The organism is Kribbella sp. NPDC050820, assembly GCF_040653975.1.
Taxonomy (GTDB): domain Bacteria; phylum Actinomycetota; class Actinomycetes; order Propionibacteriales; family Kribbellaceae; genus Kribbella.
In genome coordinates this window covers 17,177-30,212 of record NZ_JBFAHB010000038.1, presented here as the reverse complement: position 1 = coordinate 30,212, position 13,036 = coordinate 17,177, and the positions used below count along the sequence as shown (strand labels likewise).

Annotated in this window: 9 protein-coding genes; 3 read left to right on the top strand and 6 right to left on the bottom strand. The window is 71.1% G+C overall.

The annotated features are described in order from the left end of the window. Positions 1–2: 2 nt before the first annotated feature. On the bottom strand, positions 3–398 hold the full coding sequence (locus tag AB0H36_RS28080) for a hypothetical protein (protein WP_360529711.1): 396 nt from the start codon (positions 396–398) through the stop codon (positions 3–5). Next, positions 398–2,674, bottom strand: coding sequence for a CehA/McbA family metallohydrolase (locus AB0H36_RS28075; protein WP_360529708.1), 2,277 nt, complete (start codon positions 2,672–2,674; stop codon positions 398–400). The genes AB0H36_RS28080 and AB0H36_RS28075 overlap by 1 nt, the downstream gene beginning before the upstream one ends. 154 nt (positions 2,675–2,828) lie before the next feature. Between AB0H36_RS28075 and AB0H36_RS28070 the strand changes: the two genes are divergently transcribed. Then, positions 2,829–5,594, top strand: coding sequence for a LuxR C-terminal-related transcriptional regulator (locus AB0H36_RS28070; protein WP_360529705.1), 2,766 nt, complete (start codon positions 2,829–2,831; stop codon positions 5,592–5,594). A 1-nt stretch (position 5,595) separates the two neighbouring features. On the opposite strand, the gene AB0H36_RS28065 is transcribed toward AB0H36_RS28070, so the two are convergent. Continuing rightward, entirely contained in the window at positions 5,596–6,546 is a 951-nt protein-coding gene (locus AB0H36_RS28065; protein WP_360529702.1) for an alpha/beta hydrolase, read from the bottom strand. A 161-nt stretch (positions 6,547–6,707) separates the two neighbouring features. On the opposite strand from AB0H36_RS28065, the gene AB0H36_RS28060 reads away from it, so the two are divergent. Further along, positions 6,708–9,464 carry an AAA family ATPase gene (locus AB0H36_RS28060; protein ID WP_360529699.1) on the top strand — a complete coding sequence of 919 codons (2,757 nt, stop codon included), beginning with the start codon at positions 6,708–6,710 and terminating at the stop codon, positions 9,462–9,464. Here AB0H36_RS28060 and AB0H36_RS28055 read toward each other — a convergent pair. Then, positions 9,461–10,294, bottom strand: a complete 834-nt coding sequence (locus AB0H36_RS28055; RefSeq protein ID WP_360529696.1) for an alpha/beta hydrolase — start codon at positions 10,292–10,294, stop codon at positions 9,461–9,463. The two genes, AB0H36_RS28060 and AB0H36_RS28055, sit on opposite strands and share 4 nt — an antisense overlap. Positions 10,295–10,495: 201 nt before the next feature. On the opposite strand from AB0H36_RS28055, the gene AB0H36_RS28050 reads away from it, so the two are divergent. Further along, positions 10,496–11,401, top strand: a complete 906-nt coding sequence (locus AB0H36_RS28050; RefSeq protein ID WP_360529693.1) for a GTP-binding protein LepA — start codon at positions 10,496–10,498, stop codon at positions 11,399–11,401. Here AB0H36_RS28050 and AB0H36_RS28045 read toward each other — a convergent pair. Both AB0H36_RS28045 and AB0H36_RS28040 read right to left on the bottom strand, forming a co-directional pair. Then, positions 11,391–12,281, bottom strand: coding sequence for a patatin-like phospholipase family protein (locus tag AB0H36_RS28045; RefSeq protein ID WP_360529690.1), 891 nt, complete (start codon positions 12,279–12,281; stop codon positions 11,391–11,393). The genes AB0H36_RS28050 and AB0H36_RS28045 overlap by 11 nt on opposite strands. Before the next feature lie 80 nt (positions 12,282–12,361). Then, a complete protein-coding gene (locus tag AB0H36_RS28040) occupies positions 12,362–13,021 on the bottom strand; it encodes a TetR/AcrR family transcriptional regulator (RefSeq protein ID WP_360529687.1) in 660 nt (219 codons plus the stop codon). Between the last annotated feature and the right edge of the window lie 15 nt (positions 13,022–13,036).

Here is a 13,036-nt window from a genome sequence, read left to right as displayed (position 1 = left end):
GGTCAGAGAAGGCGACGCAATGGCCGAAGCAGGAAGCTCGTGGTGCTGTGGGTGGCCAGCCCGCCCAGGGCAGACATCGCCCGGCAGGTCAGAGTCACGTCGACCACAGCGAGTGTGTCGACGCGGACGCGCAGCGAAGTGTCCTGGCGGCGTTCCCCGGTCAGCTCCTGCACGAGCAGGTCCCAGGCGACGCCGTCCACCGGCTCGGGTTCGATGCTCAGCGGTCCGGTCACGAACCCCTCGTTGACCACGGCAACGGGAATCGTGTGCCACTCGCCGGGCGTCGGCTGCCCCAGTGGTACGCCGGTCCGCGCGACGGTCACGCGTGCCTCGGGGTTGATGGTGATCGCGAGCGGCGCGTCGGTCTCGACCGGTCCGCAGCAGCCGACGTGGATCATCAGTCGACCTCGCATTCGTCTCGCCGGACCCGGTAGATCTGCTGGGCGGCGTCGTACGCCTCCCGTGCGGCTTCGCGCTCGCTGTCCCTGATGAACCCGGACTTCGCCTTCCACAACGCGTCGACGGAGTCGTGCAACCACTGCGCGCTGCGCCGCGAGGCCCGGATCGGCCGGCCGGCGATCTCGACGAAGACCGGCTGGGTGTGGACACTGCGCAGGATCCGCACCGCCACCCAGGACGAGCGTTCCAGCGGTACGTCGAACGACACTGCCTGCTCGGTGCCGTCCGCAACCACCTCCTCCGTCCCCACCGGCACACCGTTCACGAGCACCTCGACAAGCACGTTCCGAGACGTGCCGATGCGCGCTCGCTCCAGGTGCCAGCCCACCGGCGCGCTGTACACGAGCCGTCCGGGCGCCGGCGGAGGCGGCTGCTCTGGCAGCCAGGCTGCGACCGTCGCACTCACCCGCACCGGGCCCGGCGCGGCCACGGTGTGCTCCCGCGTCACGTGACCGTCGACGGCCAGATCGAAGACGTGACTCCGGCCATCACCGAAGTACGACGCACCGTCCTGCAAGCCCTGGATCCACGCCTCCAGCGCCCGCGGTCCCTGCGGCGGCTCGTCCAGTCGCACGTACGTACGCCCGATGCCCGGACCGTCGTCGTAGATGCACGGGTAGTCGGTCTCGCCCAGCATCAGCGTGCGATAGCCGACGTTGAGCAGGTGGTACCAGATGTTCAGCTCGACCACCGGCGTGAACTGTCCACCGCACTGGAAGTCCGCGGCACCCAGCGGTACGTCGACCACGATCTCGTTGGACCCGATGCCGTGGAACCCGGGGACGATGTAGTTCGGCAGCTCGTCCGTGCCGACCGCCAGCCCGATGCCGCAGTGCGCGTACCCGGTGAGCGCGTCCTGCGCGTGTCCCCACTCCAGGACCGGCAGGTTCCACGACGGCCAGTCCTCGATCACCTTGGTGCCCGGATAGTCCTGGTCGGTGAGCCCGAGCAGGATCACGTGACCGGAGTGGCTGGACGGGAACCCGGACACCTCCAGGTCGTACCGCAGCACGCTCTCGGCGTCCCGGTCCGTCGGCTGCGGGCTCCAGGTCATCCCCTGCGCCTCTTGCATCGCCGGATACTCCAGGTCCGCCGGCGGGCTGATCGACTTCCCGCTGAAGAACTGCTTCTGGTGGTAGTAGCAAGGCGCCCACGTGAGCACGCTGCCGAGCCACAGCCCCTCACCGCGGACGTGCCTGATCATCGTCTCCGGCGTCACGCCCTCACTCGGGACGTTGTAGTGCGAGCAACCACCGGCGTGGATGTGCGGATCGCCCGAGTAGTAGCCACGGCTCGCCGGGTCGACCCACCGGTCCAGCGGCACAGCCAGTACGTCGGTCGCCGCGTCGACATCGGCCTCGATCCGCACCGGCCGGTACTCCGGCCCACGCAGCGCAGTGATCTCGTAGCGCCCCTCCGGCAGCCGGATCACCTCGCCGGTCGCCCGGTACACGTGCTCGTGGAAGAACATGTCCGGCGCCAGCCGCATCGCCTTGGACGGGTACGAGCGCCCCTGCGCGTCGCGGACCGTGATCGACGCCATGCAGCTCCGCCCGTCCGGCTCGCGCACATCGAGCTGGATGTCGCGGGCCGTCGCACAGTCGAAGTCGAACGAAGCGCCGTACTGCCGGTCCTCGAGGCTCATCCGGCGGTACGCGATCCCCGACGGCGTGCGGCTCAGGCTGTGGTGGTTGAGCTCGTCCGCGACGACCACACTCAGGCCACCCTGCCGGACCCCGTCCTCGCGGCTGTACAGGCTGATCACCTTGTACTCCACCTCGAGCCCGGACAACTCGCTGGGCTCGGCGACCTTCGCATCCAGCCAGGCGTTCTTGATCCGCGGTACGACGGTCAGCGTGTCGTGCAACGCGATCCGCGCCGAGTGGCTGGCGTAGTCGATGAGGCCGTACACGCCGCTTGGGGTCGGCTCCAGCTTGGCCTCGAAGCGGTGTGGGTTCTGCACCCGCACCAGGAAGCTGCGCCACCCGTGCTGCACCAAGCGCGGCGGCGCGGCGCCCGGCGTGCACACCGCGTTCCCCAGCTCGTCGATCCGCACGTCCAGGAGGACGAACGGCCGCAGCAGGGTCTCGGGGTCGGCGTCCGGCTCGGCCAGCCGGGCGGTCACCTCGGCAGGCAGAGGATCGCCGAGGTCTTCCAGTTTCCGTGCGGCGCGGGACACCGACGCGAGCAGCGGCTGAGCAGCGGCCTCAGACACGGGCACCTCCTGGAGGTCCGGGGAGCCCCCGACGCTACCCCCGTGGCCGAACCGGATCACGTGGTTTTCCCGCTCGCCGCCGGCGGTCTGGCCGCCTGAGGCTCGTTGCCACTCCACCACCCGCGGCCTAGGCTCGGTCATTGGGCGGTGGGCGATGGCGATTCAGCTGCAAGGCCGGCAGCGCGAACGCGCGATTCTCGACCGGCTCGTGGCCGGTCTGCGAGCCGGCCAGAGTGCTGCGCTCGTCCTCCGCGGCGAGGCCGGCATCGGCAAGACCGCTCTGCTCGACGACGTGCAGGCCCACTCCGCCGGCTGCCGAGTCGTGCGAGCAGCCGGTGTCGAGTCCGAGCTCGAGCTGGCGTACGGCGGCCTGCACCAGCTGTACGCCCAGCTGAGGGAGCGCTCGACCGATTTAAGGTACGACGCCCTCGGTACGGCGTTCGGCCTGGCCCCAGGTGATCCCCCGGACCGTTTCCAGGTCGGCGTCGCGATGCTGAACCTGCTGACCGACGCCGCCGAGGACATGCCGCTGATCTGCCTGGTCGACGACGCCCAGTGGCTGGACCGGGTGTCCGCCCAGACGCTCGCTTTCGTGGCCCGCCGGCTGCTGGCCGAGCGGGTCGCCCTCGTCTTCGCGGTCCGGGAACCAACCGGTGCCGGCGAGCTCAGCGGCCTGCCCGAGCTCGTCGTGAAGGGCCTGGACTTCAGCGATGCCCGCGCCCTGCTGGACACGGCGATCACGGGAGTCGTGGACGAGCGGGTGCGGGACCGGTTCGTCGCCGAGACCCACGGCAATCCGCTGGCCCTCATCGAGCTGCCCCGCAGCCTGTCGGCCGGACAGCTGGCCGGTGGTTTCGGGCTCCCCGACGCACCGGACCCGCGGGCGCTGACGAGCCGGATCGAGGAGGGCTTCCGCAGGCGCCTCCAGCCACTGCCGTCCGAGACCCGCCTCTTGCTGCTGACCGCCGCGGCCGAGCCCATCGGTGACGCCGCCCTGCTGTGGCGGGCTGTGCAGCGACTCGGGATCGGTCCCGACGCAGCCGCGTCGGCGGAGTCGGCGGGCCTGATCGACCTCGGCGCCCGGGTGCGGTTCCGGCATCCGCTGATCCGCACCGTCGTCTACCGCGACGCTCCCCAGGCGGACAAGCGCGCTGTGCACCGCGCCTTGGCCGAGGCCACCGACGCAGCTGTGGATCCGGATCGCCGGGCCTGGCACCGGGCCCACGCGGCAGTCGGGCTCGACGAGCCGGTGGCCGCCGAACTGGAGAGCGCAGCCGAGCGAGCCCGGGCCCGCGGTGGCCTCGCGGCCGCGGCGGCCTTCCTGGAGCGGGCTGCCGAGCTGACCCCGGATCCGGTACGGCGTGCCGAACGAGCGCTGGCCGCCGCCGGCGCCAAGTTCCGGGCCGGTGAACCGGACGCCGCCTACGACCTGCTCGCGACCGCAGAGATCGGCCCGTTGGACGACCTCCAGAGCGCACACCTCGCATGGCTGCGGGCCCAGATCCTGTTCGCCCGCCGGCGCGGCAGCGACGCCGCGCCACTGCTCCTGGACGCCGCCAACCTGCTCGAGGACCTGGCCGACCCGTTGGCACGGGAGGCGTACCTGGAAGCCCTCGGAGCCGCCATCTTCGGCGGCCGGCTCGGTGACGTCGTGAAGGCGGCCGAGGCAGCATGCGTTGCCCGCCCCGCCGCTGCCGCGGCCGGTCCGATGGACCTCCTCCTGGACGGGGTCGCGACACGATTCACCGAGGGGTACGCCGCCGCCGTACAGCCACTGCGGAGAGCCCTGCGCGCCTTGCGCGAGGACGCCAGCCACGGTGAGGCCAGGCTCGAGCACTGGCTGTGGCTGGCGTGTCCGGTCGCGCCTGAGCCGATCGCACCGGAGCTCTGGGACGACGAGGCCTGGCATGACCTGGCTGCCCGAGCTGTCGAGCTCGGCCGCGGGCTCGGTGCTCTCGGCGTGCTTCCGGTGGCGCTGTCGTACCGCGCCGGCGTACACCTGCACGCCGGAGAGTTCACTCAGGCAGCTGCGCTCGTCGCCGAGTCGGACGCGATCGCCGCAGCAACGGGAAGCGCGCCGCTGCGGTACACCCGTCTGATGCTCGCTGCCTGGCGCGGTGAGGAGGACGCAGCCCTGCGGACGATCGAGGCCGGCGTCAAGGACGCGACGGAGCGAGGTGAAGGCCGCGCGCTCGCCCTGGCCGAGTGCGTGACCGCTGTGCTCTACAACGGCCTCTCCCGGTACGACGTCGCGCTCGACGCGGCCCGTCGAGCCTGCGAGCAGGAGGACCTGGGGTTCTACGGCTGGTCCCTTGCCGAGCTCGTCGAGGCCGCAGCCCGCAGCAACGCCCATGGGACGGCGGGCGAGGCGCTGCAACGGCTCAAGCAGCACGCGGGCGCAGCAGGGACCGACTGGGCACTCGGAGTCCTGGCCCGCTCGACCGCACTGCTCACCGAGGGCCCCGCTGCCGACACCCTGTACCGCGAGGCGATCGAGCGACTCGGCCGCACGCGGATCGCCGTACACCTGGCTCGTGCGCACCTGGTGTACGGCGAGTGGTTGCGTCGGGAGCAGCGTCGGCAGGATGCGCGGTTCCACCTGCGTGTCGCCTACGACAGCTTTGGCGACATGGGCGCGAAGGCGTTCGCCGAGCGGGCTCGCCAGGAGCTCGTCGCGACCGGAGCGACCGCACGCAAGCGGCAGTTCGACACCCGCGACATCCTCACCGCGCAGGAAGCCCAGATCGCCCAGCTGGCAGCCGACGGGCTCACGAACCACGAGATCGGCAGCCAGCTGTTCCTCAGTCACCACACCGTGGAATGGCATCTACGCAAGGTGTTCACCAAGCTCGCCGTCACGTCCCGCAAACAGCTCACCGCACCCCTGATCGACGCCGCGAGCCCGGTGTCGGTCGTCTGACCTACTTGACGCCGAGCGCCTTGCGCAGCACGTGGATCGCCTGCTCCACCGCTCCGGTGGCGGCCGCGGACTCACGCACCGGGTTCAGCATCATGAAGTCGTGAATCGTGCCGTTGTACCGGACGCTGGTGGTCCGGACCCCGGCCGCGGTCAGCTTCCGCGCGTAGGCCTCACCCTCGTCACGCAGTACGTCGTTCTCGTCGACGATCACGAACGCCTCCGGCAGCCCGGCCAGGTCGGCCGGCTCCGCCCGCAGCGGCGACACGGTGATCTCCCCACGCCGGGTGTGGTCCGGCAGGTACGCGTCCCAGAACCAGGCCATTCCCGCGGCGGTCAGGAACGGCCCGTCGGCGAACTCGCGGTAGCTGTCGGTGTCCTGCGCGGCGTCGGTCACCGGGTAGTACAGCGACTGGTGCAAGAAGGTGACGTCCCCGCGCTGCTTGGCCAGGATGGTCACCGCCGCGGTCATGTTGCCGCCGACCGAGTCGCCCGCGATCACCAGCCGGCTCGGGTCGAGCCCCTCGTCCCGGCCGTGTGCGGTGATCCACTGCGCGGTGGCGTACGCCTGCTCGATCGCGACCGGGTACTGCGCCTCGGGCGAGCGGTCGTACTCGACGAACACGACCGCGGCCTCGACGCCGACGGACAGCTCGCGGACCAGCCGGTCGTGGGTGCCGGCGTTGCCGAGGATCCAGCCCCCGCCGTGGATGTACAGGATCGTGGGCAGCAGGCCTTCGGAGCCCACCGGCTTGACGATCCGGACCCGGACGTCGCCGGCCTCGGCCGGCACGGTGATCCACTTGTCGTCGACGGCCGGCTTGTCGATCGGCGCGGCCTGGAGGTCGTCCAGCACCTTCCGGGCCTCCTCCTTCGACAGCTGGTAGAGGAACGGCGGCTTCGAGGTCGCGTCCGCGATCCCCTGCGCCGCCTGCTCCAGGATGTGCTTCGTCATCAGGTCGTCCTTCCCTTGAAGAGTGCTTTCTGCACCCCAAAGACCGGGCAGGGCCACCGGGTGTGACGTTGCCTGGGGCAAGCAGTGTGGCGGTAGCGCTCGGTGACGGGTTTCGCCGTGCCACAGCGGCTAGGATGCCTATCGACCAGTGGGGGCGCGCCGTGGCGACGAGAGGTTCCAGAGCCGGACTCCTAGGGCGGCGGGACGAGCGCCAGGCCCTGGACGAGCTGTTGGCCGGCGCCAGAGCCGGGCAGAGCGCGACCTTGGTCCTGCGCGGCGAACCGGGGATCGGCAAGACCGCGTTGCTGACGTACCTCCGTGCCCAGTCCACCGGATGCCGCGTCGTCCGGGCCGCGGGCGTCCAGTCGGAGATGGAGCTTTCGTACGCCGGCCTGCACCAGCTCTGCGCTCCACTGCTGACCGGTCTGGACCAGCTGCCCGGGCCGCAGCGCGACGCACTCGCCACCGCGTTCGGTCTCCACGACGGTGAACCGCCCAGCCGGTTCCTGGTCGGTCTGGCGACGTTGAGCCTGCTCGCGGATGCCGGTGGCAACCAACCGCTGGTGTGCCTGATCGACGACGCGCAGTGGCTGGACCACGCCTCGGCTCAGACCTTGCAGTTCGTCGCACGCCGGTTGCTGGCCGAGTCGATCCTGCTCGTCTTCGCCGTCCGGGATCCGAGTCCCGGCGAGACGTTCCCCGGCCTCCCCGAGTTGCACCTCACCGGGTTGTCCGACAGCGACTCGCGCACCCTGCTCGCGTCGGTCGTCACCGGTCCGCTCGACGAGCGCGTCCGGGACCGCATCGTCGCCGAGACCGGAGGCAACCCGCTGGCCCTGCTCGAGCTGCCTCGCGGGCTGGCCGTGGCCGAGATCGCCGGCGGTTTCGTCCGTCCGGATGCGCCGCCGTTGTCCAGCCAGCTGGAGCAGGGCTTCCTCCGCCGGGTCCAGCTGCTGCCGACCGAGACGCAGCGCCTGCTGATCACCGCGGCGGCCGAGCCGGTCGGCGACGTGACGTTGCTGTGGCGCGCGGCCGAGCGACTGGGGATCGCCGTGGACGCCGCCGCGGCCCAGGCCGAGGCGTCCGGGCTGATCACCTTCGGCGCCCGGGTCCGCTTCCGGCACCCGCTCGTCCGCTCGGCGGCCTACCGTGCCGCCAACCTGTACGAACGCCGCGAGATCCACCACGCGCTGGCGGAAGAGACCGACCCCGAGCTCGACCCCGACCGCCGGGCGTGGCACCTGGCCCGCGCGGCGGCGGGACCGAACGAAGCGGTGGCGGCCGAGTTGGAGCGGTCGGCGGACCGCGCCCAGTCCCGTGGCGGAGTCGCTGCCGCAGCCGCGTTCCTCGATCGCGCCGCCCAGCTGACCCCAGACCCGGTACGACGCGGCGCCCGCACGTTGGCCGCCGCCCAGGCCAAGTTCGAGGCGGGCGCGTTCGAGGCCGGGCTCGCGTTGGCGGGGACGGCGGAGCTGAGTCCACTCGATGCGCTCGGCACCGTGAAGCTGACGCTGCTCCGCGGCCGGATCGCGGCCCTCACCCAAGGCATGACCGTTGCGTTGCCGCTGTTCCTCGACGCAGCCAAGCGGTTCGAAGTACTCGACCCCGGACTCGCGCTGTCGACCTACCGCGAGGCGATCGTCACCTCATTGTCCGGCGGTGGGCTCTCCCGCAAAGTGGCCGAATCTGTGCTGAGCGCGCCCAAGCCCGACCAGCCGACGCGACATGTTCTGCTCCTGGAGGGCCTAGCGCAAATCACCACAGCGGGGTACGCCGCCGGGGCGCCGATGGTGCTGCAGGCTCTCGCCGGCTTGAGCACCGAGGGGCAGTCGAGGCAGGAGGTGCTCGGCTGGTACCAGCTCGCCGGCCGGTTGGCCACGGACGTCTGGGACTTCGGCAGTTGGTCCGTGCTCTCGAAGTTGCTGGTCGACGTGGCCCGCGAGACCGGAACGCTGCCTGTGCTGGCGCCGGCCCTTCTCCTTCGCCTGGCGAACCGGGCGCTTGCCGGTGAGCTCACCACGGCAGCCACGCTGGCCGAGGAGGTGCGGACGGTCGGCGAAGCGACCGGTAGCGGCTTCTGGCCGCACTACGGGCCGATGTTCCTCGAGCCGTGGCGAGGCCGTGAAGCTCAGACCCAGCAGGCCATTACGACGATCACCGACCGGCTCGCCGCGGTCCGCGGCCACGACAAGGTCCTGGCCGACACCCAATGGGCCGCCGCGGTGCTCTACAACGGCCTCAGCCGGTACGACGTGGCGTACGCGGCCGCCAAGCAGGCCAGCGCGAACCCGCAGGAGCTCGGGCTCTCCCTGCACGCGCTGGCCGAGTTCGCCGAGGCCGCCGCCCGGCTCGGGCGGCCTGCGGACGCAGCCGACGCGGTCCGGGCCCTCGACGAGATGGCACAGACCACCGGCACCGGTTGGGCCGTCGGCACCGCGGCCTTCGCCCGTGCGTTGGTGAGCGAAGGCCCCGCGGCCGAGGACTCCTACCGGGAGGCGATCGAGCGATTCGACGCCACAGAGGTGCGGATGCAGCTTGCCCGCGTCCGGCTCTGCTACGGCGAGTGGCTGCGCCGCGAGGGCCGCCGGGTCGATGCCCGCGCGCAGCTCGGCGCGGCACACGAGATGCTGACCGGCTTCGGGGCGGAGGGGTTCGCGGAGCGCGCACGTCGCGAGCTGCAGGCGACAGGCGCGACCGTGCGCAAGCCGGCCGTCGCGACGGTCGACGCGCTGACGGCGCAGGAGGCGCAGATCGCCCGCCTGGCCGCCGACGGGCTGACGAACCCCGAGATCGGCGCCCGGTTGTTCATCAGCCCGCACACGGTCGAATGGCATCTGCGCAAGGTGTTCACGAAGCTGGGCATCACGTCCCGCCGCGAGATCGCCACCCTGCTCCCACCAGGTACTGCGTCGGCCTAGCTGCGTGCAGCCTGCTTGATCACGTTGGTGACGGTGCCGGGGTCGGTCATCAGGCCGAGGTGCCCGGCGTCGTACTCGGTGATCTTGGCGCCGGCCCGCTTGGACATCATCCGCTGGGCACTGGCCGGGATGATCTGGTCCTTGATGCCGATCGCGCTCCAGGACGGGATCGTCTTCCAGGCCGGGGTCGCGGACGGCTCGTTGAGCGCGCCGAACGCGCCCGGCCGCTGGGTCGCGAAGACCAGGTCCTTGTCATCGGAGCTCAGGCCGGTCGCGAACGACGCGAACACGGTCGACCGCTTCAGGTACACGTCGGTGGTGGCCGTCGGCGGCAGCGTGGCGGGGACCAGGTCGAAGACGGTCGCCGGGTCCACAGCGAGCGCCGAGTCCGGCCCCACCAGCTGGAACGGGTTCTCACCGGTGTCCGGCGCGAAGGCGTTGACGTACACGAGCGCCTTGACGTTCGGCAGCCCGGTGGCCGCGTTGGTGATCACGAAACCGCCGTACGAGTGCCCGACCAGCACGACCGGTCCCGGCACGGTCTCCAGGAAGGTGCGCACCGACGCCGCGTCACCCGCCACCGAGCGCAGGTGGTTGGGAATCGCGCGGACCGTGTAGCCGTCGTCCTGCAGCCGCTCGGTGACGCGGTTCCAGCTCGAGGCGTCCGCCCAGGAGCCGTGCACCAATACGATGGTCGGCTTCGTCCCGCGCTGCTCGCCGGCAACGCTCTGCACCGGGTTGAAGCTCGCGAGGGCGAGCGCGGCTGCGGTGAGCAGGAACGCCAGAGTGCGGCCGCGTCTTTTGGGGCGGCGAGTCAGGGGATTCGTCATGGATCTGTCCTGTTCCGTGCGATGGACAGCCGGCCGCGTGCCGGTCGGCTCACAGGTAAGTCCGAGCACCGGCGCGAGATGTGACAGGACCGTCCGGATGTCACACCGCAGCGGCCTGAACGGTCCTAGTGGGTGACGCCTGCCCGCGACCGGCGTACGTCGTTGCGCACAGCAACGAGCCGCCCACGAAGGAGAACAGGTATGACCCACGTGCAGGTCCGGGACGGCCGCGGCGCCGTGCCCCGGCGGGCTTCCCGGGACGGTCTGCGGCGCTTCGTCGAGACGTTCGCCGAGGAACACCCGCCGCTGTCCCTCGACGCCGCCGACCTGACGATCAAGGACCCGGACCAGGTGCGGCAGCGGTACGGCGGGGTGTTCAACTACCTGACCCGGGTCGAGCTCGAGGTCGAGCGGAACGTGCTCGAGCTGCGCGCGCTGATGCCCGACGCCACCGAGGTCGACCGGCTGTTCTACCAGGACGTCTGGTCACCGCAGGAGCTCCAGCACGGCATCCTGCTCGACGCCGTCCAGCAGGGTTTCGGGATGACGCCCGCCGAGATCGACGTGTCGGTCAGCGGTGGGATGAAGCTGGTCGGCGTACTCTCGCACCTGCCCGGCATGCTCGGCGTGATCCGGCTGCTGTACTACCTGACCGGCGCGGCCACCGAGCGGTCGGCGGTGATCGCGTACTCCCGGCTGGTCGACGGCCTGCGCGGAATGGGCGAGGACGCGATCGCGGAGACCGTCATCGCGCCGATCCGGCGGCAGGAGCCGGGGCACTTCGCGTTCTACCGGATGTCGGCCGAGGTACTGGTCGGCGAGGAGGGAATGAGCGACTGGCAGCTCCAGCTCACGCGGATCCTGCGCCGCCGGTCGTTCGACCTCGTCGGCGTGAACAACCGCACGCAGCGGGCGGACTTCGGCGACGTCGCGCGCGCCCTCGAGTTCGACCGCGACCTGCTGGAGGTCGCACGGCAGGTGAGCCGGGTGGAACGCGAACTGCTCTGGGCCGAACGTCAAGGACTGAAGGTCCCCCGCTACATCCTGGCGGCACTGCAGGAAGCGATCGCACTCAGCGAGGCTCGCGCTGCCGGCCTCAAGATCTGACCGTTGTGGGTGGTGCAACCGTCGTGTCGTCGGCTCGGTAGAGGCCTGGACCGGTGAGGTGCAACTGGTCCAGGAAGTTCGCCGCAGTCACGGACGCGGTGCCGATCAGCCGCTGCGAATGGCTGAAGTCCCAGGGCGCCGGCCAGGTGTCGATGCCGGTCGGCAGTACGACGGTCGGGATCCGCCGGGCGACGTCGTGCAGGTCGAGCTCGATCTGGTGATGGACCTGCAGGTTGGCGGCGCGCGAAGCGATCGCGCCGGGGCGCCGGCGCGGAAGAGTCGGTGTCACCGGCCAGCTCGCCGGACCGGTCGACAGCACCACTAGGCTGGCTGCTCCGGCGGCCAAGGCTGCGCGGACCGGGACGTACGCGATCACGCCGCCGTCGACGAGCGTCCGGCCCTCTCGAACTACCGGCGGCAAGGCGCCGGGAATCGCCGCGCTGGCGAGCAGTGCCGACTCGAGGTCGCCGTGGTCGATCCGGATCTCGGCTCCGGTGACCAGGTCCATGGCCACCGCGGTGAACGGGATCGGCAGTTCCTCGATCCGGGGCGGCAACTCGGCCTGCGCGATCAGCCGGCGCAGGCCGCGGTCGTTGAAGATGGCAGACCGCTGCGAGGACAGGTAGCCGAACGGGAACACGTCCCGGCGGCGCAGGTGGGTCCACACCTCGTCCAGCCAGGGCGCGGCCCGGTCCGGGTGGGCTGCCGCGATCGCGCCGGTGAGGGCGCCCACCGACGTACCGACGATCAGGTCGGGGACGAACCCGCGCTGCTCGAGCGCGTAGCCGACGCCGACATGCGCGGCGCCGAGCACTCCGCCGCCGCCGAGTGCCACTGCCACCGGCCGTGGCAAGGCAGCCAACCCGCGTGCATGACTCATGACTCGCCTCCCCGGCCAAGGCTCAGATCGGTTGCTCACCAGTGAGGACCAGGTAACTCCGCGCTCTGTGACATGGGTTGCTAGAGCTCGTCGGGTTGCAGGGCGTCGAGGATCAGCGCGAGGCCGAAGTCGAACTCGGTGGTGTAGTCGTAGTCCGGGCTGAGGGCGTGCTGGGTGATGACCTCGGTGAGGTGTGGGTAGGTGTCGGCCGGCAGGTCGCGGAGGAGGTCGCCGGCGACCTCGCCCACGTCGGTCGGGCTCGCCATCGGCAGGCTCAACTCCTGGAGGACGTAGCCGTACAGGTAGCTGTCGATCACCGAGAAGGCGTGGGCTGCCATCGCGACGGAGAAGCCGCCGGCGCGCAGGGCCCCGAGTACGGCGTCGTGGTGCCGCAAGGTCGCCGGGCCGGGACGGCTGCGGGAGTCCATCAGGCCGACGGCCCACGGATGGCGGCGAAGCGCCGCGCGCGACGAAGCGGCCCGGTCCCGCATCGCCGCCTTCCAGTCCGCCGCCTGCGCGGTCGGCAGGTCGATCTCACGGAACACCGCGTCGACCATCCCGTCCAGGATGTCGTCGCGGCCGGCCACGTGGTTGTAGAGCGACATCGCCTCGACGCCCAGTTGCGCGGCGATCGCCCGCATGCTGGCCCCGGCGACGCCCTTCTCGTCGGCAAGCGCCACCGCGACCGCGACCACCCGCTCCCGGCTGAGTGGTTCCCGCTTCGCTCGCGTACGGCGCATCCGTCCTCCTTGACC

Excerpts from the sequence above, each read along its gene's own strand:
- AB0H36_RS28065 (WP_360529702.1), bottom strand. The coding sequence starts at position 6,546 with ATGACGAAGCACATCCTGGAGCAGGCGGCGCAGGGGATCGCGGACGCG.
- AB0H36_RS28040 (WP_360529687.1), bottom strand. The coding sequence starts at position 13,021 with ATGCGCCGTACGCGAGCGAAGCGGGAACCACTCAGCCGGGAGCGGGTG.
- AB0H36_RS28055 (WP_360529696.1), bottom strand. The coding sequence starts at position 10,294 with ATGACGAATCCCCTGACTCGCCGCCCCAAAAGACGCGGCCGCACTCTG.
- AB0H36_RS28070 (WP_360529705.1), top strand. The coding sequence starts at position 2,829 with ATGGCGATTCAGCTGCAAGGCCGGCAGCGCGAACGCGCGATTCTCGAC.
- AB0H36_RS28080 (WP_360529711.1), bottom strand. The coding sequence starts at position 398 with ATGATCCACGTCGGCTGCTGCGGACCGGTCGAGACCGACGCGCCGCTC.
- AB0H36_RS28050 (WP_360529693.1), top strand. The coding sequence starts at position 10,496 with ATGACCCACGTGCAGGTCCGGGACGGCCGCGGCGCCGTGCCCCGGCGG.
- AB0H36_RS28045 (WP_360529690.1), bottom strand. The coding sequence starts at position 12,281 with ATGAGTCATGCACGCGGGTTGGCTGCCTTGCCACGGCCGGTGGCAGTG.